The sequence below is a fragment of the Vibrio sp. QJM3NY_21 genome, from assembly GCF_057785975.1.
The window spans coordinates 2,668,141-2,691,892 of sequence record NZ_CM173513.1 but is presented as its reverse complement, the minus strand read 5'-3'; the positions used below and the strand labels follow the sequence as shown (position 1 = coordinate 2,691,892).

At 44.6% G+C, this 23,752-nt stretch carries 23 protein-coding genes and 1 pseudogene; 9 read left to right on the top strand and 15 right to left on the bottom strand.

Features of this window, described 5'->3' with window-relative positions; all coding sequences use genetic code 11:
- Positions 1 to 86: 86 nt before the first annotated feature.
- The 3 genes from AC3CID_RS11855 to gloB form a co-directional block, all read right to left on the bottom strand.
- Positions 87 to 773: a YIP1 family protein gene (locus AC3CID_RS11855; protein WP_488526593.1), complete on the bottom strand. Its 687-nt coding sequence runs from the start codon at positions 771 to 773 to the stop codon at positions 87 to 89.
- Positions 770 to 2,344 (bottom strand): LysM peptidoglycan-binding domain-containing protein, encoded by a 1,575-nt coding sequence (locus AC3CID_RS11850; RefSeq protein ID WP_065205026.1) that lies wholly within the window; start codon positions 2,342 to 2,344, stop codon positions 770 to 772. Before AC3CID_RS11850 ends, AC3CID_RS11855 begins: the two co-directional genes overlap by 4 nt.
- Before the next feature lie 70 nt (positions 2,345 to 2,414).
- A complete protein-coding gene (gene gloB / locus AC3CID_RS11845; protein ID WP_004734329.1) occupies positions 2,415 to 3,173 on the bottom strand; it encodes a hydroxyacylglutathione hydrolase in 759 nt (252 codons plus the stop codon).
- A 53-nt stretch (positions 3,174 to 3,226) separates the two neighbouring features.
- On the opposite strand from gloB, the gene AC3CID_RS11840 reads away from it, so the two are divergent.
- A complete protein-coding gene (locus AC3CID_RS11840; protein WP_488526592.1) occupies positions 3,227 to 4,009 on the top strand; it encodes a class I SAM-dependent methyltransferase in 783 nt (260 codons plus the stop codon).
- A 118-nt stretch (positions 4,010 to 4,127) separates the two neighbouring features.
- Here the strand turns inward: AC3CID_RS11840 and rnhA are convergent, their stop codons facing one another.
- Positions 4,128 to 4,592 (bottom strand): ribonuclease HI, encoded by a 465-nt coding sequence (gene rnhA / locus AC3CID_RS11835; RefSeq protein ID WP_488526591.1) that lies wholly within the window; start codon positions 4,590 to 4,592, stop codon positions 4,128 to 4,130.
- Between the two features lie 56 nt (positions 4,593 to 4,648).
- On the opposite strand from rnhA, the gene dnaQ reads away from it, so the two are divergent.
- A complete protein-coding gene (dnaQ, locus tag AC3CID_RS11830) occupies positions 4,649 to 5,416 on the top strand; it encodes a DNA polymerase III subunit epsilon (RefSeq protein WP_017084141.1) in 768 nt (255 codons plus the stop codon).
- Positions 5,417 to 5,425: 9 nt separating this feature from the next.
- Positions 5,426 to 6,673, top strand: a complete 1,248-nt coding sequence (locus AC3CID_RS11825) for a TIGR03503 family protein (RefSeq protein ID WP_488526590.1) — start codon at positions 5,426 to 5,428, stop codon at positions 6,671 to 6,673.
- A 162-nt stretch (positions 6,674 to 6,835) separates the two neighbouring features.
- Here the strand turns inward: AC3CID_RS11825 and fadE are convergent, their stop codons facing one another.
- A complete protein-coding gene (gene fadE / locus AC3CID_RS11820) occupies positions 6,836 to 9,301 on the bottom strand; it encodes an acyl-CoA dehydrogenase FadE (protein ID WP_237290336.1) in 2,466 nt (821 codons plus the stop codon).
- 327 nt (positions 9,302 to 9,628) lie between these two features.
- On the opposite strand from fadE, the gene lpcA reads away from it, so the two are divergent.
- The gene (gene lpcA, locus AC3CID_RS11815; RefSeq protein WP_004734322.1) at positions 9,629 to 10,204 is read left to right on the top strand and encodes a D-sedoheptulose 7-phosphate isomerase; all 576 of its coding nucleotides are present in this window, start codon (positions 9,629 to 9,631) and stop codon (positions 10,202 to 10,204) included.
- Between the two features lie 65 nt (positions 10,205 to 10,269).
- Complete coding sequence (locus AC3CID_RS11810) at positions 10,270 to 11,115, top strand: class II glutamine amidotransferase (protein ID WP_017079424.1); 846 nt, start codon at positions 10,270 to 10,272, stop codon at positions 11,113 to 11,115.
- A 141-nt stretch (positions 11,116 to 11,256) separates the two neighbouring features.
- Here the strand turns inward: AC3CID_RS11810 and purN are convergent, their stop codons facing one another.
- Together purN and purM are read right to left on the bottom strand one after the other, a co-directional pair.
- The gene (gene purN / locus AC3CID_RS11805) at positions 11,257 to 11,943 is read right to left on the bottom strand and encodes a phosphoribosylglycinamide formyltransferase (protein ID WP_488526589.1); all 687 of its coding nucleotides are present in this window, start codon (positions 11,941 to 11,943) and stop codon (positions 11,257 to 11,259) included.
- 120 nt (positions 11,944 to 12,063) lie between these two features.
- Positions 12,064 to 13,104 carry a phosphoribosylformylglycinamidine cyclo-ligase gene (gene purM / locus AC3CID_RS11800; protein ID WP_054547613.1) on the bottom strand — a complete coding sequence of 347 codons (1,041 nt, stop codon included), beginning with the start codon at positions 13,102 to 13,104 and terminating at the stop codon, positions 12,064 to 12,066.
- A 169-nt stretch (positions 13,105 to 13,273) separates the two neighbouring features.
- On the opposite strand from purM, the gene upp reads away from it, so the two are divergent.
- The gene (gene upp, locus AC3CID_RS11795) at positions 13,274 to 13,900 is read left to right on the top strand and encodes a uracil phosphoribosyltransferase (protein ID WP_004734318.1); all 627 of its coding nucleotides are present in this window, start codon (positions 13,274 to 13,276) and stop codon (positions 13,898 to 13,900) included.
- 149 nt (positions 13,901 to 14,049) lie between these two features.
- On the opposite strand, the gene AC3CID_RS11790 is transcribed toward upp, so the two are convergent.
- A complete protein-coding gene (locus AC3CID_RS11790) occupies positions 14,050 to 15,288 on the bottom strand; it encodes a uracil-xanthine permease family protein (protein WP_488526588.1) in 1,239 nt (412 codons plus the stop codon).
- Positions 15,289 to 15,566: 278 nt separating this feature from the next.
- On the opposite strand from AC3CID_RS11790, the gene AC3CID_RS11785 reads away from it, so the two are divergent.
- A complete protein-coding gene (locus AC3CID_RS11785) occupies positions 15,567 to 16,832 on the top strand; it encodes a DUF2066 domain-containing protein (protein WP_488526587.1) in 1,266 nt (421 codons plus the stop codon).
- Positions 16,833 to 16,960: 128 nt separating this feature from the next.
- Here AC3CID_RS11785 and AC3CID_RS11780 read toward each other — a convergent pair whose 3' ends face one another.
- From AC3CID_RS11780 to bepA, 4 genes are all read right to left on the bottom strand, one after another.
- Positions 16,961 to 17,398, bottom strand: a complete 438-nt coding sequence (locus AC3CID_RS11780) for a DUF2069 domain-containing protein (protein WP_004734315.1) — start codon at positions 17,396 to 17,398, stop codon at positions 16,961 to 16,963.
- Positions 17,395 to 17,988 (bottom strand): NAD(P)H:quinone oxidoreductase, encoded by a 594-nt coding sequence (gene wrbA / locus AC3CID_RS11775; RefSeq protein WP_171312545.1) that lies wholly within the window; start codon positions 17,986 to 17,988, stop codon positions 17,395 to 17,397. Before wrbA ends, AC3CID_RS11780 begins: the two co-directional genes overlap by 4 nt.
- A gap of 6 nt (positions 17,989 to 17,994) precedes the next feature.
- The gene (arsC, locus tag AC3CID_RS11770; RefSeq protein WP_017084132.1) at positions 17,995 to 18,345 is read right to left on the bottom strand and encodes an arsenate reductase (glutaredoxin); all 351 of its coding nucleotides are present in this window, start codon (positions 18,343 to 18,345) and stop codon (positions 17,995 to 17,997) included.
- A gap of 123 nt (positions 18,346 to 18,468) precedes the next feature.
- Positions 18,469 to 19,923, bottom strand: a complete 1,455-nt coding sequence (gene bepA / locus AC3CID_RS11765) for a beta-barrel assembly-enhancing protease (protein ID WP_054547616.1) — start codon at positions 19,921 to 19,923, stop codon at positions 18,469 to 18,471.
- Between the two features lie 178 nt (positions 19,924 to 20,101).
- Here bepA and AC3CID_RS11760 point away from each other — a divergent pair, with 178 nt between their 5' ends.
- A complete protein-coding gene (locus tag AC3CID_RS11760; protein ID WP_017107216.1) occupies positions 20,102 to 20,341 on the top strand; it encodes a sulfurtransferase TusA family protein in 240 nt (79 codons plus the stop codon).
- On the top strand, positions 20,334 to 21,410 hold the full coding sequence (locus AC3CID_RS11755) for an AI-2E family transporter (RefSeq protein WP_488526586.1): 1,077 nt from the start codon (positions 20,334 to 20,336) through the stop codon (positions 21,408 to 21,410). Before AC3CID_RS11760 ends, AC3CID_RS11755 begins: the two co-directional genes overlap by 8 nt.
- Positions 21,411 to 21,548: 138 nt before the next feature.
- Here AC3CID_RS11755 and AC3CID_RS11750 read toward each other — a convergent pair.
- From AC3CID_RS11750 to AC3CID_RS11740, 3 genes and pseudogenes are all read right to left on the bottom strand, one after another.
- Positions 21,549 to 21,686: pseudogene (locus tag AC3CID_RS11750) on the bottom strand (thioredoxin-dependent thiol peroxidase); the annotation flags it as partial.
- Positions 21,687 to 21,988: 302 nt separating this feature from the next.
- Positions 21,989 to 22,861: an NAD-dependent epimerase/dehydratase family protein gene (locus tag AC3CID_RS11745; protein ID WP_488526585.1), complete on the bottom strand. Its 873-nt coding sequence runs from the start codon at positions 22,859 to 22,861 to the stop codon at positions 21,989 to 21,991.
- Between the two features lie 312 nt (positions 22,862 to 23,173).
- On the bottom strand, positions 23,174 to 23,563 hold the full coding sequence (locus AC3CID_RS11740; RefSeq protein WP_488526584.1) for a hypothetical protein: 390 nt from the start codon (positions 23,561 to 23,563) through the stop codon (positions 23,174 to 23,176).
- Positions 23,564 to 23,752: the final 189 nt, after the last annotated feature.

Genomic DNA, 23,752 nt, shown 5'->3' with positions numbered 1-23,752 from the left:
ACACTGTGGTTACTGTGGTTACTGTGGTTACTGTGGTTACTTTGGGTAATAAGCTAGAGAGTTTTCGCTAGCCTTACCTCTTCAACTTAAAAGATTAAAATGTAGAGCGCCCAGATTAGGTAGTAGCCAACCCATGGCAAGCCAGAGATGACCAATGCTTGACCACGCTCAAACTCAGTCCACGTCAATACCGCGGCATAACCCAACACGATATACCATGGTAATAACAGTGGTAAAGAGCTGGCAAACTGCGACCAATCATTGGTTAGTGGTAACTTGATTAAGCCGTTTAAGCTGTTCAAGTCAGCAGCGTAGCTCATCACTTGTCCATGCTTGAGTATCAGGCTTGCGTAGCTTGCTACATCACCTAAAACAGCCGGGAATATCACAACCGATGCCGCTGCAAACCATCGCCAAAAGCTATGTTGATGCTGGCTTGGTTTGGTTGCTAGGTTAAACCAGAATGCCAACAGAATGATGGTTAACGTACGGCTAAACACATCGCTGATGATTTCACTCGCGAGTAAGGTATTACTGTCAAGTAACGCCAATTGGTCAGGGTTCGTTTGAGCCAGTTGTTGTGACAATTCTGCACTTAACCATGCAAAATCTACATTCGAAAAATAAGCACCCCAGAATAAAAACGGGCTGAGCATTAATACGACGTAGGGTTGCCATCCCCAAGCACTTCGCTGATAAAGCGCTAAGAAACAAGCTGTTGGTGAACGGAATATATCCAACAGCATGACGAGTGGGTTACTTGACGGGTTCATACACTTACCTTAGTTACATCAACATACAGCTTCAGTTTTTGTCCTGGCTGTAGGTATTTCTTGTTCTGCAAAGCGTTCCATTTTACAACATCTGCGCTTTTTACTTTGAACTTTGATGCAATACCGCTGACTGTGTCACCTGATCTTACGTTATAAAAGACAGTTCGGATGATGGCACCGTCGGAACTATTCTTCCAAATGACCAGTTCTTGACCAATTCGAAGCGTGTCGCGTGGCCCCATACCATTCCACTTAGCCAGTGATTGGTGAGATACCTTATTTGCGCGTGCAATCGTCCATAGGCTGTCACCACTTTTTACGGTATGACTAAGCTTATATTGACCACGACTCTTCGACTGTGTGCTTGCTAGGCGATTTGAAGCGCTTAGTGCGTATGTCTTGTCGTCTTTGGTGGATGTTGGGATAAGTAAGTGCTGTCCAATACGAATATTGTTGTTGCTCAAACCGTTTGCAGAGCGGATCACTTTGCTGGTGGTGTTATATTTACTTGCTAGTACGCTAATGCTGTCACCAGACTGAACCTTGTAACGCACCAACTTCATGCCTTTGCCTTTATTGGCCGCCACTTCTTTGTTGAACTTTTCAACAGAGCTTAGGGGAAGCAATAATTGCTGATGCTTTTCAGGTGCGGTCGCCCATTGGTTATAAGCGGGGTTGTAGCCTTGCAGTTCTTTGACTGGAATACCTGCGTAGCTTGCAGCAATCGCTAAATCAAGCTGTTCGTTTGGGTTAACCAGGGTCAGTACTGGCTTGTTTGGAATCGCAGGGATATCGATGCCATACTTTTCTTGGTTGGCAATCACATCAGCTAGCGCAAGGAGTTTAGGTACGTAGCTGCTGGTCTCTTTTGGCAAGTCCAAAGAGAAGAAGTCGATTGGCTTACCCAGCTTCTTGTTCTTGCGGATAGCACTGTTTACACGACCGCCGCCACTATTATAGGCAGCAATGGCATGGTTCCAATCGCCATCGAAACGTCGGTTAAGGTCTGAGAGGAAATCCAATGCGGCGTCAGTAGAGGCAGCGACATCACGACGACCGTCGTACCAGAAGTTCTGTTCAAGTCCGTAGTCTTTGCCTGTGCCAGAAATGAATTGCCATAGACCTGCTGCGCTGCCATGAGAGTAGGCAAATGCATCGAAAGAACTTTCTACAACGGGTAATAGTGCCAATTCTAGTGGTAAGCCTTTTTCTTCAATCTTAGTGGTGATTAGATAAAGGAAAGGTTCAGCACGTTGTGAGACGGTTTTTAGATGACTAGGGTGTTTTAAATACCAAGTTCGGTAGTAATCAACCTTCTTTTGGTCGGGTACTTCCATTTCTAGTTGCATCGCAATACGTTTCCAAACATCTTCTTGTGTTTGTGGAGTAACGACAGGTGCTTCAACTTTTTGATCTTCTTTGGCTGCTGCTTCTGATGAAACGTTCGCTTGAGAAACTTCTTTAGTAGGAGGTGTGTTGGTTTGCTCGGAAGCTTGGTCTGGATTCTCTGACTGAGTTAATTGGCAACCAGAAAGTAGTAATACCAAAGCCCAGCTGTACTTAACTCGCATGTTACAGCCTTTTTAATTAACGGCCGGTGATAATACTTGCCACCCCCTATGAGTGACAAGTCTGTATTTGTTAAAATTCGTTCTTCCACGCACGTAAAGCGGTAAATACCGATAAAGGATCGGTCTGCTCAGTACGATTAGATACTGATTTCACTACACTTGGCTCGGTATAGCGCAAGAAAGGGTTCACAAACTTCTCTTGTCTCAAATTTGTGGGGATGGTCGACTTATTCTGAGCTCGCAGTCGGTTTACTTGGTCGCGATATTGCTGCAAATGTTGGTTGTCAGGCTCAACCGCTAATGCGAAAGCGATGTTCGCGGCGGTGTATTCATGAGCACAGTAAACCTCGGTTTCTTGAGGAAGTGCTGTGATCTTGTTCAGTGCATCAAACATTTGCTGTGGCGTGCCTTCCATGATTCGACCGCAACCTGCTGAAAACAGCACATCGCCACAAAATAGTTTGGCATCGCCTACATAACCAATGTGACCAGCTGTGTGGCCACTGAGCCCGAGTACTAAAAAGACTTCACCAAACAATTCTAATTGATCACCATCATCAACGGGGTGAGTTAAGGTCGGGATTGGTTCATTCCTTGGACCCACAACATCGATGCTTGGAAACTGTCTGACTAGTTCTGGAACGCCACCAATGTGATCATGGTGGTGGTGTGTAATCAAGATTGCATCTAAAGTTAGCTCATGATGTGCTAAGTACTCTAATACTGGAGCCGCATCACCAGGGTCGACGACAGCACAACGGCGATCGCTATTTTGAATCAGCCAGATGTAATTGTCGTTAAATGCAGGTATGCTTTTGATATGTAACATTATTGATTCTCCAGTCACTTTTAGTGAGACAGAATAAGTGAGACAGGTTATTGATGAAGCCAGCACGTAGCAGAAAGAAGTTTGAGCGTCCTTACACTTGGGCACAATTGCACAATGGGGACTGGTTGAGAGAATCTATTCAAACTCGACTCGATGAGTGGTGCCCAAAGCTATTTGGTTACCATATGCTCAAGCTTGGCGGTCTCAGTAGTGAGATTTCTAGCTGCACATGCAACATTCAACATCAAGTAAACCTAGATATCCAGAACCCATTACATAATGTGATAGCGGATGTCTATAATTTACCCTTTTTGGAGAAAAGCTTTGATGTTGTGGTGCTGAGTCATCAGTTAGATTATAGCAATGACCCGCATCGATTATTGAGAGAAGTCGACCGAGTGATGATGGACGATGGTTATATCATCATTACTGGCTTCAATCCGTTTAGTATTACCGGACTCGCAAGTTTAATGCCTTGGCGAAAGAACAGCTTGCCTTGGAGTGGACGTATGTACACGCCAAACCGAATTAAAGACTGGTTAGGTGTATTGAACTACGAAGTGATTCACTGCGATACCTATGCACTGTTTCCGATGAGTAAGTATCAGGCGATGTGGACGTGGTTAGAGAACAGCTTGGGCGGCTGTGCTTCCTTTGCTGGTAGCCAATACTTTATTGTTGCTCGTAAACGAACTTACCCACTTAAGCCTATCAAGCCACATTGGCACCTTAAGCGACGTTTCTCTCCGGTTGGAGCAAGCTTTAGAACCAATACGCGTCGTACCATGGATTCCGCTAAAGCTTCATATCCGTTGAAAACAGAAAAAGCCGATTAGTTGTCGGCTTTTGATCTGCTAATTCGGTTGAGAAATTGTCAATTAGTTTAAGAAGTTATCAATCAGGTTTGGAAAGTATGAATCTGTTTCTGAAATCTGCATCTCATTTAAAAGACGGTTAGCTTGGTTGATAGCCCGTATCTTCTTGAGTCGGATTCTCCGCTGCATTTCGCGCTAAATCATCACACATTTCATTTTCTCGGTGTCCAGCGTGTCCTTTAACCCAGCGCCAATCAACACGATGACGAGCAGTTTCTTTATCGAGCCTTTGCCACAGGTCTGCGTTTTTAACCGGTTTCTTGTCGGCGGTTTTCCAGTCACGCTTTTTCCAGTTGTGGATCCACTGTGTGATGCCTTGGCGAACGTATTGGCTATCCGTGGTCAGAATCACAGAGCAAGGTTCCTTGAGTGCTTGGAGAGCGATGACAGCTGCGAGCATTTCCATACGGTTGTTGGTCGTTAGTGTAAAGCCTTCGGCTAGTGTCTTTTCTACTTTTTTATAGCGAAGTACGATGCCATAGCCACCAGGGCCTGGGTTGCCTAAACAAGAACCGTCAGTGAAAATTTCAACTTGTTTCGTCATGATTTGATACTATTACCTCAAGCACATTATCGGCATAGTCTGACACAGTTATCCTTATGAATACCAGTAGCACTCCAGAACAAAACACGAACGAAAAAAACAGTTCGGACGAAAATAAGCGCATCATTGTACTCGATACCGAAACCACCGGTATGAATACAGAAGGTGGCCCTCACTATATGGGGCATCGCATCGTTGAAATTGGTGCGGTAGAGATCATCAACCGTAGGCTGACCGGGCGTCACTTCCACGTCTATATAAAGCCCGATCGTGCGATTCAAGAAGAGGCGATTGGCGTTCACGGTATTACCGATGAATTCTTGATTGATAAGCCAGAATACCAAGACATACATAAAGAGTTTCTCGACTTTATCAAAGGTGCTGAGCTGGTAGCTCATAACGCGCCCTTCGATACGGGCTTTATGGACTATGAGTTTGAGAAGCTCAACCCAGCGATAGGTAAAACGGATGACTACTGTAAAGTTACCGATACCTTGGCCATGGCGAAGAAGATATTTCCAGGCAAAAGAAACAACCTAGATATCTTATGTGATCGTTACGGTATTGATAACTCGCACCGTACCCTCCACGGTGCATTGCTCGATGCGGAGATCCTAGCCGACGTCTATTTATTGATGACAGGTGGGCAAACTTCGCTGCAATTTAACGCAGGGCAAAAGGAAGGTGAAGGTGAAAGTATACGAAGAGCAGAAAGTGGTCGAAAATCCCTAAAGGTTTTACGAGCTACGGCCGATGAAGTAGAAGCGCATCAAAGTCGTTTAGATCTCGTCGAGAAAAGCGGAAGCTGCCTCTGGCGTCAGTAGGGAGAAACTATGTTAAGGGTATTGGCTACCGGTTACTTATTGCTGTTAAGCTTTAGCTTACATGCGGCAACAGAATCCGTAATGAGTTTATTGGACAACCGTTTTCGAGTTGATCCCAGTATTGAACAAGTCACCTTTGTGATTTATCGAGCCGATAACTCTAAACCTGTCGTTTTAGTTCGTCCGGATGGCAAGAAATACTACTCTTGGCGCAATGCTGATAATGTCCGTTGGTACGAAGAATCATCCATGGACATCATATCTATCGACAAACCGATGCCAGGACCTTGGCAAGCGGTTGGTAAAGTCTCACCTAAGAACAACATCAAGCTATTGTCTCACCTTGTTTTAGATGCCAATGACTTCCCAGACAAACTGTATCAAACCGAACACATTAAATTTACGGCTCGTTTGAGCTCTGACGGCAAGCCTCTTGTGCTGCGTGATTTTTTAGATCGCGTGAAACTTAAGGTCACTTTTACTAAGTTCGTTGAAAATGAAGAGTCTTTAGTGAGAGAGGCGCGCCCAATTCCGGTTGTGATGGGCGAGTTTGCCGACGATGGCAGTGGTCTTGATGAAAAAGCCGGAGATGGCGTTTTCACTGTGTCGTTGCCGATTGATATTGAGCCAGGTAAATACCGCGCGCGTATTACTTCTGGCAATGGTGTGTTCCTGCGAGCACAAGAGCAAGAAGTTTTGGTGTACCCAACACCGATCACTACAACCTTCATTCAGTCTCGAAAAGAGGGGCAGCCTCATTCGATTGTCGTTTCAGGGGAGCCGGGCATGATTGCGCCTAGTTCGTTAGCGGTTCATGTTGAACACAAAGCTCCGGATGAATACGAAATGTATAAGCAGGGCCAAGCTGAGGTCGATGCAATGAAAGTCGCTTTAGAGCTGCCTTATAATGGCGATTTGGGGATTTATAACTGGTCGGGGATGGTTTACGCCACTGATGCCTCAAGCCAACGTCCACTGATCTTTCCCATTACCGAGCACTCGTACAGCGTTGTTGAAGATATCGATTTAGCGGAGTCACGACGCCTGCAAGAACAAGCGCTTGCTGAGCAAAAGCGTATCGCAGCAGAGTTGATGATACTTCAGAAGCGTGAAGATGACAGGCAGCGCAGTATGATCATTATTGCGGTGGGTAATGTGGTCGCGATTCTATTAGGTTTATTGATTTGGTTTGTGGTTCGTCGGGTAAAGGCGAAGAAAAAAGCTCAACCAGAGATGCAGCTTAAGGCACCAAAGTAACTTGTCTATATCATTGGAGTTGTCTTGAGAGAGCAAACTTCGAGAGAACAAATCTCGAGAAAGTAAGCTTCGAGAATGTCAGCATTAAAATTTGTGACAACGATGTCATGACCAAAAAAAACGGGACTCATAGGAGTCCCGTTGTTGTTTCTTTTTCTGACCTTAAGCGACGTTATCAATCGATTGGTCTGGGTACTGAGACTTTGCTGCAAGCTCCTCTGGAGAGAAGTCGTCAACGTTAATCGTGTACAGTCTATGTTCCTCTGCACTGACAAGCAACGCAGCTTCTTTCTCCGTTAAGATACCTTTCTCAAGTCCCAATTGAGCGACAAGATCAAGACGTAAGAAGGCACGTTTTTGATGTGTCTCTTTGCAGACTTTGTCGAATAGAGGTTCTGCTTGAAGAATGACTTCTAGTGCTTTTTCAATCTTACCCACTGGGTTGTATTCAGTCGCTTCCAAGTATTGGCCGCGGCCGATACGAGAACGTGTTTCGCTTGGCGTTTGTAGAATGTGCGCGACTTGGCTGTCCAGTTTGTCGTTTGGCGCACGACGAATGCGACCGAATGGCATCAACACAACACGAAGTAAGCGACCAATCACAGGATTAGGGAAGTTCGCTAGGAACTCATCAATCGCAACTTCAGTCTGACGTAAACTATCTTGCATACCCCAATGTACTAACGGTAAATCTTCAGCGTGGCTGCCTTCACTTTCGAAGCGCTTAAGTGTTGCTGAACCTAGGTACAGTTGGCTTAGGATATCGCCTAATCTTGCTGATAGGCGCTCTCTGCGTTTCAGTGAACCACCCAAAACGGCCATTGAAATGTCAGAAAGTAGCGCTAAGTTGGCACTGTAGCGGTTCAATTTTTGGTAGTAGCGTTGAGTCTGTTTGTCCGCTTTATTAGATGGTGTTGGCGTGTCTGAGCCTCGACCATCAGTTAAACCAAACCACAAACTGCGGACTAGGTTGCTCATCGTAAAGCTAACGTGTCCTGCTAACGCTGAATCAAACTTATCCAGTGCATCGCTACTTTCAGAATAAGCGGCTTCCATTTCATTCAGTACGTAAGGATGACAACGAATTGCACCTTGACCATAGATGATCATCGAACGAGTTAGGATGTTGGCACCTTCCACGGTTATCGCGATTGGCGCGCCTTGGTAGCTACGAGCTAAGAAGTTTGATGGACCTAAGCAAATGCCTTTACCACCGACGATATCCATCGCATCGATGATGCTGCGTTGGCCACGGTGAGTACAGTGGTACTTCACAATTGCTGAGATAACCGAAGGCTTTTCGCCAAGATCGATACCTGCAACCGTTAGGTTACTTGCCGCATCCATTACGTAGGCATTACCTGCTAGGCGTGCAAGCGGCTCTTCAACTCCTTCCATTCGACCAATAGGTTGTTTGAACTGGCGACGAATACGAGCGTAAGCACCGGTTGCCAGCGCAGCCGATTTAATGCCGCCCGTTGAGTTTGAAGGCAGTGTGATACCACGACCAACAGATAGACACTCAACCAGCATACGCCAGCCTTGTCCGGCCATCTTCTGGCCACCAATGATGAAATCGATAGGAACGAAGAGATCATCACCTTGGGTTGGGCCATTTTGGAACGGTACGTTAAGTGGGGAGTGACGATTACCAATCTTCACGCCTTTTAAATCTGTAGGGATAAGCGCGCAAGTGATACCGAGCTCTTGCTTGTCACCAAGTAGGCCGTCTGGATCTCGTAATTTAAACGCAAGTCCCAATACTGTTGCGACAGGTGCAAGGGTAATGTAGCGCTTGTTCCAAGTGAGGCGCATGCCTAAGACTTCTTCGCCTTGCCATTCGCCTTTACATACAATGCCGTAATCAGGGATTGAGCCTGCATCTGAGCCAGCTTCCGGGCTAGTTAGGGCAAAACAAGGGATCTCTTTACCTTCCGCTAAACGGGGTAGGTAGTGGTTTCTTTGTTCTTCTGTACCGTAGTGCTGCAATAGCTCACCGGGGCCTAACGAGTTAGGTACGCCAACGGTTGATGACAATACGCTAGAAACGCCTGTTAGCTTCTGTAGTACTAAAGACTGAGCGTAAGCCGAGAACTCTAAACCGCCATATTTTTTCTTGATGATCATTGCGAAGAATTTATGGTCTTTCAGGTATTGCCATACTTCTGGTGGCAAATCAGCCAGCTCATGCGTTACTTGGTAATCATTGACCATTTCACACACTGTATTTACTGGACCATCTAAAAATGCTTGCTCAGCTTCAGACAGCTTCGGGTCAGCGATGTTTTGAAGTTTCTTCCATTCAGGCTTGCCTTTGAACAGCTCTGCTTCCCACCACACAGTACCCGCTTCTAATGCTTCCTTTTCTGTCTGAGACATTGCAGGCAGTACTTTTTTAAACAAAGAAAGCGCTTTTTGACTGATGATGGTCTGACGAATTGCCGGTACAGCAAAAATCGCAATGGCTAAGAGATAACAAAGCCAGCCAGTGACAGCTACGCCGCCAAACAGTGTTAATGCTACCATTGTGCCGGTTAATACGATTAATGCGCGTACTAGGCTAACTCTATGGTAAAGACAGACGCTTAAGACTGCTGTCATGCCGAGTAGGGAGAGCAATATGTTCATGATCGATTTCCTTTTCAGAGATCACTTATTGTTATTAAGTTTAGGTAAGAGGTCTAACCAGTCAAGTGTAAACAAAATATTAAATATTTGTAAAACTCTAAAGTGGATAAAAAGTGATCTCAATAGAGTTAAAGTTCTAATTGTGAGAGGTTGGTGGCGAATATTTGGGCGGATCGGCAGCGACAGGCTAATAAAGGTGGCAATCTTTGGGCTTAAGTGTCGACACTATTTCATGTTTGTGGGTAAACTCAGTGATAAAGAGGGGGAAACCCCCAGTTCTCATTTCGCGCACTTTAAGTTGCGTCAAAAAAATAAGAGATAAGCCTTATGTACCATGACCTAATCAAAAGTGAATTGAACGAAGCTGCTGACGTTCTTAACAAGTTCTTGAGTGATGACCATAACATTGCCCAAATTGAAGCTGCCGCAAAACTGATTGCAGATTCATTTAAGCAAGAGGGTAAAGTACTTTCTTGTGGTAACGGTGGCTCACACTGTGATGCGATGCACTTCGCGGAAGAGCTTACTGGCCGATACCGTGAAAATCGTCCAGGTTACGCTGGTATTGCGATTTCAGATCCTAGCCATTTATCTTGTGTAAGTAACGACTTTGGCTACGACCACGTATTTTCTCGTTATGTAGAAGCGGTAGGCCGTAAGGGTGACGTGTTGTTTGGTTTATCGACTTCTGGTAACTCTGCCAACATTTTAAAAGCGATTGAAGCTGCTCAAGCTAAAGGCATGAAAACCATTGCGCTAACCGGTAAAGATGGCGGTAAAATGGCAGGTTGTGCCGATATCGAAATTCGAGTTCCACATTTTGGTTACGCTGACCGCATCCAAGAGATTCACATTAAGATCATCCACATTGTGATTCAGCTTGTTGAAAAAGAAATGGAATAATAGTTTTAAAGACATTTGGGGCCCAACTTAGGCTCCATTGGTTTTGATAGGGAGTAGATTAAACCATGTGTGAATTGCTCGGTATGAGCGCGAATGTGCCAACTGATATTTGTTTTAGCTTTACTGGTCTTATGCAGCGTGGAGGCAATACCGGCCCGCACCGCGATGGCTGGGGTATTACTTTCTATGAAGGAAAGGGTTTCCGTACGTTTAAAGATCCTAACCCTAGTTGTGAATCCAAGATCGCTGAGTTGGTTCAAAACTACCCAATTAAAAGTCAAGCTGTTGTCAGTCATATCCGTCAAGCTAATCGTGGTGGCGTTAATCTAGAAAATACTCACCCATTTACCCGTGAGCTTTGGGGACGATACTGGACCTTCGCCCATAATGGCCAATTAACGGATTACGATGATCTGGTTAGTGGTCGTTTCAGACCGGTCGGTGAGACGGACAGTGAACTTTCTTTCTGTTGGTTAGTGAAACAATTAGAAGATCGTTTTCCTGAACCACCACAAGACATGGAAGGTATGTTTCGCTTTGTCGCTGAGTGTTGTGATCAGCTAAGAGAGAAAGGCGTCTTCAACATGTTACTCAGTGATGGTGAGTACGTGATGACCTACTGTACGAATCATTTGTACTGGATAACAAGACGCGCGCCTTTTGGCAATGCGAGCCTGATTGATGAAGATGTTGAGATAAACTTCCAAGAAGAGACCACGCCGAATGATGTGGTCACGGTGGTAGCAACTCAGCCTCTAACATGCAATGAAGAGTGGTTTAGAATGAAGCCGGGCGAATATGCGTTGTTTCATTTTGGTGAGCTGATCGGCAATAACCATAAAGCCTTGGAAGATGTTGCTTATGCACCTAAAAAGGTTGCAAGCCAAGCACCAACTGAGCCATTGAGCTAAACGTTCCGAATAGTATCATTTTTGATCCGAACATAAGAAAGGCCGCTTACTGAACCAATAAGTCAATAAGCGGCCTTTTTATTTTCTGATTTTTAAGGGCTTGCTCTTTAGTGATTTACTTTGCGAGAATAGCTATACGAATTACTCTTCTGCGTAACCGTGTTTGCCTAATATTTTACCGTCTAAGACAGCTTGCCCGTTTACCATCGATAAACGATCTTCGGCAAACCATTTACAGACCATAGGGTAAATGCAGTGTTCTTGGGTGAGCACTCGGCTTGCTAATATGTCAGCATCATCATCTTTAAATACTGGCACCTTAGCCTGTAAGATCACTGGGCCACCATCGAGCTCTTCGGTAACAAAGTGGACGCTGGTGCCATGCTCTTTGTCCTTTGCATCAATAGCACGCTGGTGGGTGTGCAGCCCAGGATACTTAGGTAATAGAGAAGGGTGGATATTGATCATTTTACCCGCGTAATGACGAACAAACTCTGAACTCAGAATGCGCATGTAGCCAGCGAGTACAATCAGGTCGGGTTGGTAAGCATCGATCTGAACCATCAATTCATGATCAAACTCTTCACGCGAGTTAAATTCTTTTGGATTCACCGAGTGAGCGTGAACACCTGCTGATTTTGCGCGCTCTAGACCAAAAGCATCCGCTTTATTTGAGAAAACTGCCTTAACAGAGGCGTCAATCGTGTGGCTGTCACAGGCATCCAAAATAGCTTGTAAGTTGCTTCCGCTTCCTGAGACTAAAACGACGATGTTTTTTTTAGAGTGACTGTTATTCATAGAATGGCTGTTCTTCATAGAGTGGGTCATGCGATTGGTTAACTAAAGTATTTACAATTTACCTACATAAACTAAGGTTTTCTGCGTGCTAAATAGCAAAATGAGGACCAATAGGTCCTCATTTATTAACTAAGTAAGTGAACGTATCACTTATTTAATTTCAACTTGCTCTTCGCCAGCTTCAGCGTTTGCGATCTCACCGATAACCCAAGCGTTTTCGCCTTCAGCTTTCAGTAGTTCAACAGCAGCGTCTGCTTGATCTTTAGGTAGAGCAACAATTAGGCCTACGCCACAGTTGAAAGTGCGGTACATTTCAAATGTCTCCACGTTTCCTTTCTCTTGTAGCCAGCTGAAAATAGCAGGCCATTCCCAGCTTTTTCCATCAATCACTGCTTTAGTGCCTTCAGGAAGTACGCGTGGGATGTTCTCCCAGAAACCACCACCAGTGATGTGCGAAATAGCATGAATGTCATGCTCTGCGATCATCTTAAGTGCCGATTTGATGTAAATCTTAGTAGGTTCTAGTAGGTGCTCACCGATAGTGCGACCTTCTAGTTCTTCATTCTTATCAGCACCAGAAACTTCTAGAACTTTACGAATCAAAGAGTAACCGTTTGAGTGTGGACCACTTGAGCCAACAGCGATAAGTGCGTCGCCTGCTGCTACTTTAGTACCATCAATGATGTCAGCTTTTTCTACGACACCAACACAGAAGCCAGCAACATCGTAGTCATCGCCTTCGTACATACCAGGCATTTCAGCCGTTTCACCACCGATTAGTGCACAGCCAGCTTGAACACAACCTTCAGCGATACCAGAAACAACGTCTGCAGCTGTATCTACATCTAGCTTACCTGTTGCGTAGTAGTCTAGGAAGAATAACGGCTCACCACCTTGAACGATTAAGTCGTTCACACACATTGCCACTAGGTCGATACCAATGGTGTCGTGTTTTTTCAGATCCAAAGCAAGGCGAAGTTTAGTACCAACACCATCAGTACCTGAAACAAGTACCGGCTCTTTGTATTTCGTTGGAAGTTCACATAGGGCGCCAAAGCCACCAATACCGCCCATTACTTCAGGGCGACGAGTGCGTTTAACAGCACCTTTGATACGGTCTACTAGTGCATTACCTGCGTCGATATCAACACCAGCGTCTTTGTAGCTTAGAGAAGAAGTATTACCACTCACGGGATAGTCCTCGAACTTAAGTTGGATGTGAAAACGGCGCTATTCTAACAGGGCTTGATTACCAAGAGCAAACGTTTGCGCGGTTTTTTTTATTAGAATAAAGATTCTGAAATAACCCCACAGTTCGTGTATAATCTACAGGTTTGTTTAAATATTGCCGGAGTTGGAAATGAAAGTTGTTGAAGTGAAACACCCGCTAGTAAAACATAAAATTGGCCTGATGCGTGAAGGTGACATTAGCACTAAGCGTTTTCGTGAGCTAGCGACAGAAGTGGGTAGCCTTCTAACATACGAAGCGACATCAGATTTTGAAACTGAGCGTGTGACGATTAACGGTTGGAACGGTCCAGTAGAAGTTGACCAAATTAAAGGTAAAAAAGTAACGGTAGTGCCAATTCTACGTGCTGGTCTAGGCATGATGGACGGCGTTCTTGAGCACATCCCAAGTGCACGTATCAGCGTTGTTGGTATCTACCGTGACGAAGAAACGCTTGAGCCAGTACCATACTTTAACAAGCTTGCATCTAACATCGATGAGCGTATTGCTCTAGTGGTAGATCCAATGCTTGCGACAGGTGGTTCTATGATCGCGACTATCGACCTTATGAAAGAGAAAGGTTGTAAGCACTTTAAGATTCTTGTGCTTGTTGCTGCTCCTGAAGGTATCGCTGCTCTAGAAAAAGCGCACCCAGATGTTGAGCTGTACACGGCTGCAATCGATGAGAAGCTAAACGACAAGGGCTACATTGTTCCTGGTCTTGGCGATGCTGGTGATAAGATCTTCGGTACTAAGTAATTCAGTTTCGGTTTAAATTAATTCAAAGAGTTTTAAATTTAACTGAACCTGCTTAATTAGCCGTATAAATAAAAGGGAGAGCATTCGATGCTCTCCCTTTTTTGATCTTGTTAGGTTGTGATTTTTTTGAATCCAGCCTTACCGATAAATTAATCGATTTGAGCTTTGTCTACTACGGTGTTGTCGCCTAATTCTTCTGGAAGGACTAGGTTAAGTAGGATTGCCACGATGCCACATAAGCTTACGCCCTGTAGGCTAAAGTCACCGATGCCAAATGCCATGCCGCCAATACCGAAGACTAACGTAATACCCACAATCACAAGGTTGCGTGATTTATGTAGGTCTACTTTATTCTGAATTAGAGTATTCAAGCCTACCGTCGCGATTGAACCAAACAGTAGAATCATGATGCCGCCCATCACAGGAACAGGAATCGTTTGAAGTAGCGCGCCTAGCTTACCGACCAATGCAAGAACAATCGCTGTTACCGCAGCCCAAGTCATGATCACTGGGTTGAATGCTTTGGTCAGCATTACTGCACCTGTTACTTCACTGTACGTAGTGTTTGGTGGAGCGCCCAGCATTGAAGCGGCAATTGTTGCCACACCGTCACCAGTAATAGTGCGGTGTAAACCTGGCTTCTTAAGGTAGTCTTTGCCGGTAACGTTCGAGATAGCAAGCATGTCGCCCACGTGCTCAACAGCAGGTGCAATTGCCACAAACACCATAAAGAAAATAGCGTTGATGTTGAATTCTGGTGCAGTGAAGTTTGGTAGTGCTAACCAATCTGCTTGAGCTACGGGGGTAAAATCAACTACGCCGTATACCAAGCTCGTTACGTAACCCGCTACAATGCCACCAAAGATAGGCAGTAATTTAAGGAAGCCTTTCGAGAAAACACTGATGACAATCGTCACTAGCAATGAAATAGACGAGATCCATAACGCGGCGTCTGCATCGATAAGTTGAACCGCACCATCGCCGGTTTTACCTAGCGCCATGTTTACTGCAACAGGCGCAAGACCTAAGCCGATAACCATGATCACAGGGCCAACCACCACGGGTGGAAGCAGTTTATGGATGAAGGCTACGCCACGCACTTTAATCAACGCGCCCATTAAGACATACACAACACCTGCTGCCATTATGCCGCCCATGGTTGCACCAACACCCCAAGTTTGAATACCAAACATGATAGGCGCGATGAATGCAAAAGAAGACGCTAAGAAGATTGGCACTGAACGGCGTGTAATAAGTTGGAACAAAAGGGTACCGATACCCGCGCCAAAGAGTGCAACGTTGGGATCAAGTCCTGTTAGTAGCGGCACGAGTACAAGCGCACCAAACGCTACAAACAGCATTTGCGCACCTTGCAGAGCATTTTTCATGTTATGTCCTTAAAAATGGTCGTTATATGAAAAGTGAAAAATAAAATTCGCGGGATTCTATCACTTAGCAATCGATTGCCACACCAAATAGATCAAATTTATTTATCTTAGTGATGTTTTATATCCATCCTTGCCTGAAAAACTCAGTTTATAAGTGAGCGATTTATCATGGCCAGGTGATATTTTAAGGTTATTAAACACAGTGGGCGCTATCGACCTTGCCCCTCAATCCATAGTTGCTTATCATCTAGGCACAAGATTTGAATATTAGGATCAGTATGCGCTACATAGCATTGTTGTTGATGGGACTATTAGCCTCTCCGAGTTATGCCTTAACTCAAGTAGATATTTTTAGTGCTGAAGTTGCGATTAACGCTGAAAACAAACAGCCAGAACAAGTGGCAAGAAATACCGGCATGGAGCAGGTTTTGATACGTGCGACTGGCCAAACCGATGTCGCTTCGAATGAGACGATTCAAAAGGCGATGCGTAAAAGTTCGCAGTACATGTCTCAAATGAGTTTTGGCGAAAGCAATGACCAATCAACATTGCGTATGCGTTTTAACGGTGCTCAAATCCGTTCTCTATTGACGCAAGCACAGTTGCCGTACTGGCCTGACACGCGTTCAAACATCCTTGTTTGGCTGGTGGAAGAACAGAACTACGACAAGAATATTGTGTGGGAACACTCCAACTCACAATTAGCGGCAGGTTTACAAGCCAACGCAAAAGAGCGCGGTTTGCCTCTAACGCTACCTGTGGGTGATTTTGATGACATTACGGGTATTGCGACTTCTGATCTTTGGGGTAGCTTTGTTACACCAATCAGTAAAGCGAGTCAGCGTTACCCGGTTGATGCTGTTCTTGTGATAAAAGCTCAATCTTCAGGTCTACGTTGGACTCTATACGATCAAAAGCCAAACCAATTGACGAGCGCACCAAAATCGCCAGTCAGTGGTTCGCTATCGGGCAACAGCGCGACGACTTCTAAGAAACTTGTCGACCAAATCAGTAACTACTACGCAGGTAAAAGTGCGGTTACAGTAGCAAGTGAATCATCAGAGTCGATTTTAACGCAATTTATTAGCCTGAATAACGCACAAGACTTCTTCCAATTGGAGAATGCACTTAAGCGTTTAAACTCGGTGGCAAGCTTAGATATTCTGAAAATTCAGAATAACGAAGTAACTTTCCGAATTCACTTATTGTCGACTCAACAAGAGTTTGAGCAAGAAGTGGAAAGCATTCGCCAAGTCGCAAAGGTTGAAGAATCTTACATTGAACCTGAAGTGAGCCCTGAATTTGAAACGCAAGACAACGCCATGTCTGTAGGCGATGATTCAGCAGCTGTTACTGATGCGACCCTGAACGATGGCGCAGAAGCGACGGTTAACGAAGCAGACCCAAGTGTTCAAGTCATCAAAGTTAGTGAGTTATCAACTGAAGCGGATGCTGAGCTAACAAATACGTCTGGCTCGGAAGAGCTAACAGTTGTTGCGCCAGTACATGCTAAGCCAAGCCTAGTATACGAATGGGTTCGCTAGTGATTGTCTTCTGACATGACCGATTGAAATGAATTCATGAAAAAAGCCCTGCAAGAGAAATCTCGCAGGGCTTTTTGTTTGTTGTCACTTTTTTCTATTGATACTAGGTCAGGACAACCTAATTCAGGTTACTGCTCGAACTTAGCTTTCTCGGTCTTTTCTACTTCAGAAAGGCGCTTAAGTTTGATGCCTAATTCTTTGGCTCTAAAGCGAGTAAATAAGATATTGCCCGCGAAGCCTAGAGTCGTCAGAAGCAGTTCTACAGCCGCTAATAAGCGCTCGCCACCGTCTACATACAAAATAGTTAATGCGTGTAGGAAGTAGAGCATTAAGACAAAGTTCGCCCAAGCATGCGTATAAGGTTTACCTGCTAGAATGCCCGGTAATGGGAGTAACAGCGGTATAGCCCAAGCGATCGCAAGCGTTACATTACTTAGATGAGGATGCGGCGAAAGTGTCATCTGCCAAGCAATCACCCAGAATAAAAGCGACAAGTTGCCCGCTAGAGCAAGGTAGCGGAATAGCTTGGTTGTGGGAGACATCGCCTTCTCTGGCATATACATCATTGAGAAATTCCCTTCTGGTTTATTGCGATGCGCGCTAGGCGTTTGCCTAGGTTTTGCGCCAACTCAATTTCATCTTTGCTTAATGAAGCGCTCTCTCCGGTACTACTCGCACCATAGGGTGTACCACCAGTTTGAGTGGTATGCAGCGCAGGTTCTGAGTAGGGGATGCCCACCACTAACATGCCATGGTGAAGCAGTGGCAACATCATACTTTGTTGTGTGGTCTCTTGCCCGCCATGCAATGATGAAGAAGAGGTAAACACACAAGCTGGTTTATCGATCAGATCGCCATTTATCCACAGTGATGTAGTGCTATCCCAAAAGTGCTTCATAGGCCCAGCCATGTTGCCAAACCAAACTGGGCTGCCTAGCGCTAAGCCATCGCAACATCGAAGTTCTTGTAACGTCGCAATAGGATCGGTTGGTTGATAACGCGAGTCAGGCTGTTCTTCTACCGTGTACACGTCGTTCACCGTTCTTAGCATAGCTTCACAGTGAGGGATGGATTCTATCCCACGTGCAATTTGTCTTGCTAGAGCCTGAGTGTTGCCGTGGCGGCTGTAGTAGAGAACAAGAATGTTGATGCTCATATTGGCTTACAGAATCTCTAGCACTTGTTCTGGTGGACGACCAATCTTTGCTTTATTGTTCGCAACAACAACAGGGCGTTCAAACAGTTTTGGATTTGTCGCCATTGCTGAGAATAGATCTTCATCGGTAACCGATGCATCGCCAAGATTAGCCTCTTTGTAATCCGCTTCTTTTGTGCGCATCATTTCGCGAACACTGTCAAAACCAAGCTGCGTGAAAAGCACTTTAAGTTGCTCGATAGTTAAAGGCGTATCTAGGTATTTGATAACTTCTGGCTGTACGCCGTTTGTTTCAAGCAGTTCGAGAGTTTGACGGCTCTTTGAGCAGCGTGGGTTATGATAAATCACGACGGACATGGTTCTTCCTCATTATTATTTTTGATTTAATTGTTCAGTTGAAGCCACTTGAGTGGCTTCTTTAACTATGTAACGTTGAGCTTTCTTTTTCTTCTGACAACTAACCGTTGCCAATAAATACACTTACTGTAACGACAAGAAGCGTTCACGCTGAATCATTAGTTGATCAATTCGGGCGTCGTAACGTGCTTGTTTTAGGCTGCCGAGCTCTGCGATTTGGCTAGCCTGCGTATAGTACTGAATCGCTTTGTTCCAGTTGGCTTGCAGTGCCAAGATCTCTGCACGAGCAGCCAGTTCTTCGTCGCTATTACCCAGGCTTGTATTTACTTTTGAAAGTAGGTGCCAGCCGTTGGTGTCGTTCGGGTTATCGTGCGTGTAACGTTGCAACACGCGAACGGCTTCCTGTAGGTCTTCATTTTCAATCAGCGCATTGGCGTAGTTAATGGTTAGAACCGGGTTGTTTGGTTGGCGAACCAGCGCTGATTCGAGTTCTTTAATCGCAATCTCAGGCTTTTTCTGTTCAATGTGCAGGTCTGAGATCGCATCTAAATAGAATAGATTGGTTGGATCACTATTGATGAGCTTGGTCAGAATCGGCTCAGCTTTGTCTAATTTTTTAGAATCTAGGTAAACCAGTGCTTGGCCATACTCTAATGATGGAACCAAGGCTTTAGGTGCTTTCTTCAGCTTACGTTCAAACCAATCTAGAGCAGCATCATTATTAATGCCCGCATAGCGCGCGACAATGCGAGCTCTTGCTAGATGGTAGTCCAGTGATGGGGCCAGTTTTAGTGGCGGATAGCTGCGAGCGCGAGCGCGTGAATCGGTGATTCGATCTTCTGGTAATGGGTGAGTCAGCAGCATTGGGGGTGGTGTGCTGGCATAACGGTATTCATCAGCCAACCGACCGAAGAAACGCGGCATCGCATTCACATCGAACCCTGCTTTCGCCAGTGTGTTGATACCAAAGCGGTCAGCTTCTTTTTCATTACTACGGGTGTAGTTGATCTGGCTCTGCATGTTACCAGCGGTTGTGGCAGTTAGAGCTGCGATACCTGCTTCAGGTGCTGCAATGGCCAATAATACAGAGGCTGCTAGCGCTGCGATGGTTGCTGGAGAACGGCGAGCTTGATCTTCCATACTACGCGCTAAGTGACGTTGGGTAACGTGCGCGATTTCGTGCGCTAATACTGAAGCCAACTCACTTTCAGATTGTGCATGCAGGAACAGACCTGAGTGCAAAGCAACATAACCACCAAAGAATGCAAAGGCGTTGATGTTGCGGTCACGGATCATAAAGAACTGAAAAGGGGTCTTTACATCATTCGCGTTCGCGACAAGGCGATGGCCGAGCGTATCGATATATTGGTTTAGAACAGGGTCGTTGACGATGGGCTGGCTGCTTCTGATGATGCGCATGTAGGCATCACCATAGATAAGTTCTTGGTCGATAGTGAGGGTGCCGCCAGCAGCGGTGCCGATATCCGGTAGCTCCAAACCATTGGTATTTGCCAAAGTTGGGGTGCTTAATGTGGCTGCGATGCATAAGCAAGCAATTGAACGAGCGCGTTTAAACATATTAGTCAGTAATACTCCGTTTCTTCTGACAGTAAGACAAGAGCAATGCAAATTGGTTCTTTATCTGATTTAACCTTTACTAAGTGCGTGCGCTATCATTAAGGAAGATGAATGAATGATGGCGCGTTTTCAAAAACAGATTACAATACGACCCTTATAATAAGCATCGAGCCCAAGAATGACACCTAATATTCTAGATTTACGCCAAGAGCGATGTCCAATGGCTTTATTATTAGCCAAGCGTCACAGTGTAAAGTTAGAAGTAGGACAGTCATTGTCAATTTATGTCTCTGATAACAGCTCGATGAAAGATATTGTTACTTTTTTGTCTAAGCAAGCCTATGACGTCATCGCTGAGGTTTGCTCTAATTACCATCATATCCTCGTCACTAAAAAGGAATTGCAGTCAGATGCTTGAAATGGTCAATCGTTGGTATAAACGACGTTTCTCTGATCCCCATGCTGTCAGTTTGGTTGCCATCATTCTATTCGGCTTTATTACGATCTACTTCTTTGGTCATCTCATCGCGCCATTGTTGGTGGCTATTGTGTTGGCTTACTTACTTGAGTGGCCGGTTACCCAACTTCAAAGACTCAGTGTTCCAAGAACCCCTTCAGTGATGTTGGTGATCTTAATGTTCTTTAGCGTGATGCTATTGGCGATATTTGGTTTGGTACCGACCATTTGGGAGCAAGTGGGTAATCTCATCAATGATATTCCAAGCATGTATGGCGGCTTACAGAAGTTCATCGCGACGATTCCTGAGCGCTATCCTGAGTTAGCAAACTTGCAGATCGTTGAATCGATTGTGTCTAACGCGAAAAATAAAGCATTGGGCTTTGGTGAAAGTGTTGTTAAAGGTTCTTTAGCTTCTCTTGTGAGCTTGGCTACGCTTGCGGTTTACTTGATTCTTGTGCCGCTGCTTATCTTCTTCTTACTAAAAGATAAAGAAGAGATGATCAGCATGGCGAGTGGCGTGCTACCGAAAAATCGTCGTCTAGCGACCAAGGTTTGGGTTGAGATGAACCAGCAAATCTCGAACTATATTCGCGGCAAGGTGCTTGAGATCTTGATCGTCGGTGGTGTCAGCTATGTGACCTTTGCGATTCTAGATTTGCGTTATTCAGCTCTGTTGGCTGTCGCGGTCGGCTTCTCGGTACTGATTCCTTATATCGGTGCGGCAGCTGTGACCGTTCCAGTTGCGATTGTTGGCCTGTTCCAGTGGGGATTAGAGCCTCAATTTTACTGGCTGCTTCTTGCTTACGGTATTATCCAAGCACTAGATGGCAACGTGCTCGTTCCTGTTCTGTTCTCTGAAGCCGTGAACCTACACCCAGTAGCGATTATTGTAGCGGTATTGGTGTTTGGCGGATTGTGGGGATTCTGGGGCGTGTTCTTCGCTATCCCGCTTGCTACGCTGGTAAAAGCGGTTTGGAATGCTTTACCGAGTCATGCTCTCGACGATGACCCTGAGCATCAATCGTAATTGAAGAACAATACAGTTGAGTAAGTATTAAAAAGGCCGAATATCCATGATATTCGGCCTTTTTGTATTTGGCTTAGTCAATTGTTAACTTAGATCATCTAGGTATGAAATTAGGTCATTAATTCACTAGAAACAACATTAAGCTTCTGGATTGAAGTAGTCTAGAACCACTTCGTGGTGAGTTTTAGTCTTGAACTTGTTGAAGACGTGTTCAATCTGGCCTTCTTCATCAATTAGGAAGCTAATACGGTGCAGACCGTCGTACACTTTACCCATGCTGTTTTACCCTTGGAAATTTTTTCAGACCCAACTTTTGACGATTTATAACAAACTATATATTTAACAGTGGGTTAGGTTAATAATTTCTCTTTTTGAACCTCAATTATAGCAGTTGTCATAATTTTTTGTAAATCGGGCTGATTTTGACGCTTTCCCAAGCGGAAGTTTGTCATAAAAAAACTTAGGCAGTGCTATAAGATGAAGTGGGTTGTCATTGCGACAGAATCGCTTGGTGATCACACGAGTTACGAAGTGCCACCTGTGAAGGTTCTGGACAGAAGCGCGTTAGAGTATTGGTTCTAACATGCGAGATTGGGATTAGACAAAGTATCTTGAAACCTTAAACGCTTGTATGTGTAATTTTTTATGTACTTCCTTAAGGACTCTTTCGGTTCAAACAAAGGGCTAACTGGAAGTTTAAGATTCAGTTTTTCTATTTCTACTGCCGAAAAGCCAAAGATATTTTCAAACTCACGCCAATTACTTTTGCTGACTTTTTTTATGATTCGAGAGTCCAGCAACAACTGGGAAAACTCTTCAGGGCTATACCCCTTAGTCTCGGCAATAAAATGTTGTGCTGAGGAAATTCGACCTTGCACCAACGATAAATAAAACCTTGCGATGTCATTGACGTGGATGTATTGGTTATGACCTTGAGATGGTATAGCTACTTGAATCGTTTGGTCAGATAAAGAGTCGACAATTCGCTTTAGCTGACAGTTTTCACCGCCATAAACCAAACTAGGACAATAAACTACATGCCACTTCTTTTTAATAGCACGACCTATTGTAACTGCGTCCAGTTTCACCACATCTAAAGGCTTCAACCTAAACACTTTGAGGTCGTTGTGAGACGCATTACCGAATAGCCAAACGCCCGAAGTGTGAATTTTGGTCGCACCTTCAGCCGCTAGCCTATCCAACTGCGTTAGCAGCTTGGACTCTATATCAACTATTTCCTCTGGCGAAAATTCTGACCAATGTGGACGAGCACAATTTACAACAATATCAAAGTAACCAGATAAATCTGCGGGCACTTTAGTGAGCTTTCTAGCATCAGGTAGGACACCGCTAGCCCTGCTGTATGTCGAAACTTCAAAACCACTTTCAACAAACATCTTCGTCACGTGGCTACCAATATATCCATTGGCTCCTGCAATAAGTACTTTCATTCTTTCCCTGAACTTTGGATTACACATAACGCTTTTTATACTCCTATCATGCAGCCTTTTTAATCATTGATCAATTTACAATCAATGGGTTAATGATAGATATTGTGTATTAGATTGCAAAATGACGCATAATTTTTAAAAAGCTTACTTCGACACTCCCTCGGATAACTACAGGTAAGGTAAACGTACAATCACAGATTGTGAGTAAACTTTCGCGCTGAAAAGGAATGGGGCAAGGGAGTGTTACGCTCATTTGCCATAATAGGTCACGAGAATAGCTTCTTGTGCTTACCTTAATCACATTGGTTTAGGTCATGAACTCTGTGTTTGATTTAACCTGTTCAAAACTTTAATGCCTTCTTGAGTCAACGTGTACCAAACAAATTGACCATCTCCCACATAGTCTCCACCCTGACGTAAAAATGCGACATTGATTAGTTTTTTGCATGTAAGTGAAGCTATTTCGTCAGAAACATAAATGTTTGAGTCGTGCTTGAAGGGGGTCTGAACATAAGACCTTTTACTTAAACCACAAACGAACAAAATCATATATGGATATCCATCATCAACTTTCGCTAATAACAGAACATCACGTTCTTTATCAGACAGCTTTATAGGACACCAATCTCTAACAATTGGGATTGCAGCGATAACAGCTGCAACCATTGCTATGATTGTCACTATATCAATAATGCTCAGCATACATATAACCTATTAACTTTTTACCTACACAAGCGTGTGCTATCAGTATCTTAACAACTCGGAAAAGTTGAAAGTGTATGTTCTCGTCAAAGGAATTTACTCATGTCTATCGATGAGAGTCAGTACTAGCTTACAAAGTGGCACTTTTGAGTTAGAAAGTGCCACTGGTAAAAATTCAGCCTGTGAAGA

Excerpts from the sequence above, each read along its gene's own strand:
- AC3CID_RS11855 (WP_488526593.1), bottom strand. The coding sequence starts at position 773 with ATGAACCCGTCAAGTAACCCACTCGTCATGCTGTTGGATATATTCCGT.
- AC3CID_RS11850 (WP_065205026.1), bottom strand. The coding sequence starts at position 2,344 with ATGCGAGTTAAGTACAGCTGGGCTTTGGTATTACTACTTTCTGGTTGC.
- gloB (WP_004734329.1), bottom strand. The coding sequence starts at position 3,173 with ATGTTACATATCAAAAGCATACCTGCATTTAACGACAATTACATCTGG.
- AC3CID_RS11840 (WP_488526592.1), top strand. The coding sequence starts at position 3,227 with ATGAAGCCAGCACGTAGCAGAAAGAAGTTTGAGCGTCCTTACACTTGG.
- rnhA (WP_488526591.1), bottom strand. The coding sequence starts at position 4,592 with ATGACGAAACAAGTTGAAATTTTCACTGACGGTTCTTGTTTAGGCAAC.
- dnaQ (WP_017084141.1), top strand. The coding sequence starts at position 4,649 with ATGAATACCAGTAGCACTCCAGAACAAAACACGAACGAAAAAAACAGT.
- AC3CID_RS11825 (WP_488526590.1), top strand. The coding sequence starts at position 5,426 with ATGTTAAGGGTATTGGCTACCGGTTACTTATTGCTGTTAAGCTTTAGC.
- fadE (WP_237290336.1), bottom strand. The coding sequence starts at position 9,301 with ATGAACATATTGCTCTCCCTACTCGGCATGACAGCAGTCTTAAGCGTC.
- lpcA (WP_004734322.1), top strand. The coding sequence starts at position 9,629 with ATGTACCATGACCTAATCAAAAGTGAATTGAACGAAGCTGCTGACGTT.
- AC3CID_RS11810 (WP_017079424.1), top strand. The coding sequence starts at position 10,270 with ATGTGTGAATTGCTCGGTATGAGCGCGAATGTGCCAACTGATATTTGT.
- purN (WP_488526589.1), bottom strand. The coding sequence starts at position 11,943 with ATGACCCACTCTATGAAGAACAGCCATTCTATGAATAACAGTCACTCT.
- upp (WP_004734318.1), top strand. The coding sequence starts at position 13,274 with ATGAAAGTTGTTGAAGTGAAACACCCGCTAGTAAAACATAAAATTGGC.
- AC3CID_RS11790 (WP_488526588.1), bottom strand. The coding sequence starts at position 15,288 with ATGAAAAATGCTCTGCAAGGTGCGCAAATGCTGTTTGTAGCGTTTGGT.
- AC3CID_RS11785 (WP_488526587.1), top strand. The coding sequence starts at position 15,567 with ATGCGCTACATAGCATTGTTGTTGATGGGACTATTAGCCTCTCCGAGT.
- AC3CID_RS11780 (WP_004734315.1), bottom strand. The coding sequence starts at position 17,398 with ATGATGTATATGCCAGAGAAGGCGATGTCTCCCACAACCAAGCTATTC.
- wrbA (WP_171312545.1), bottom strand. The coding sequence starts at position 17,988 with ATGAGCATCAACATTCTTGTTCTCTACTACAGCCGCCACGGCAACACT.
- arsC (WP_017084132.1), bottom strand. The coding sequence starts at position 18,345 with ATGTCCGTCGTGATTTATCATAACCCACGCTGCTCAAAGAGCCGTCAA.
- bepA (WP_054547616.1), bottom strand. The coding sequence starts at position 19,923 with ATGTTTAAACGCGCTCGTTCAATTGCTTGCTTATGCATCGCAGCCACA.
- AC3CID_RS11760 (WP_017107216.1), top strand. The coding sequence starts at position 20,102 with ATGACACCTAATATTCTAGATTTACGCCAAGAGCGATGTCCAATGGCT.
- AC3CID_RS11755 (WP_488526586.1), top strand. The coding sequence starts at position 20,334 with ATGCTTGAAATGGTCAATCGTTGGTATAAACGACGTTTCTCTGATCCC.
- AC3CID_RS11745 (WP_488526585.1), bottom strand. The coding sequence starts at position 22,861 with ATGAAAGTACTTATTGCAGGAGCCAATGGATATATTGGTAGCCACGTG.
- AC3CID_RS11740 (WP_488526584.1), bottom strand. The coding sequence starts at position 23,563 with ATGCTGAGCATTATTGATATAGTGACAATCATAGCAATGGTTGCAGCT.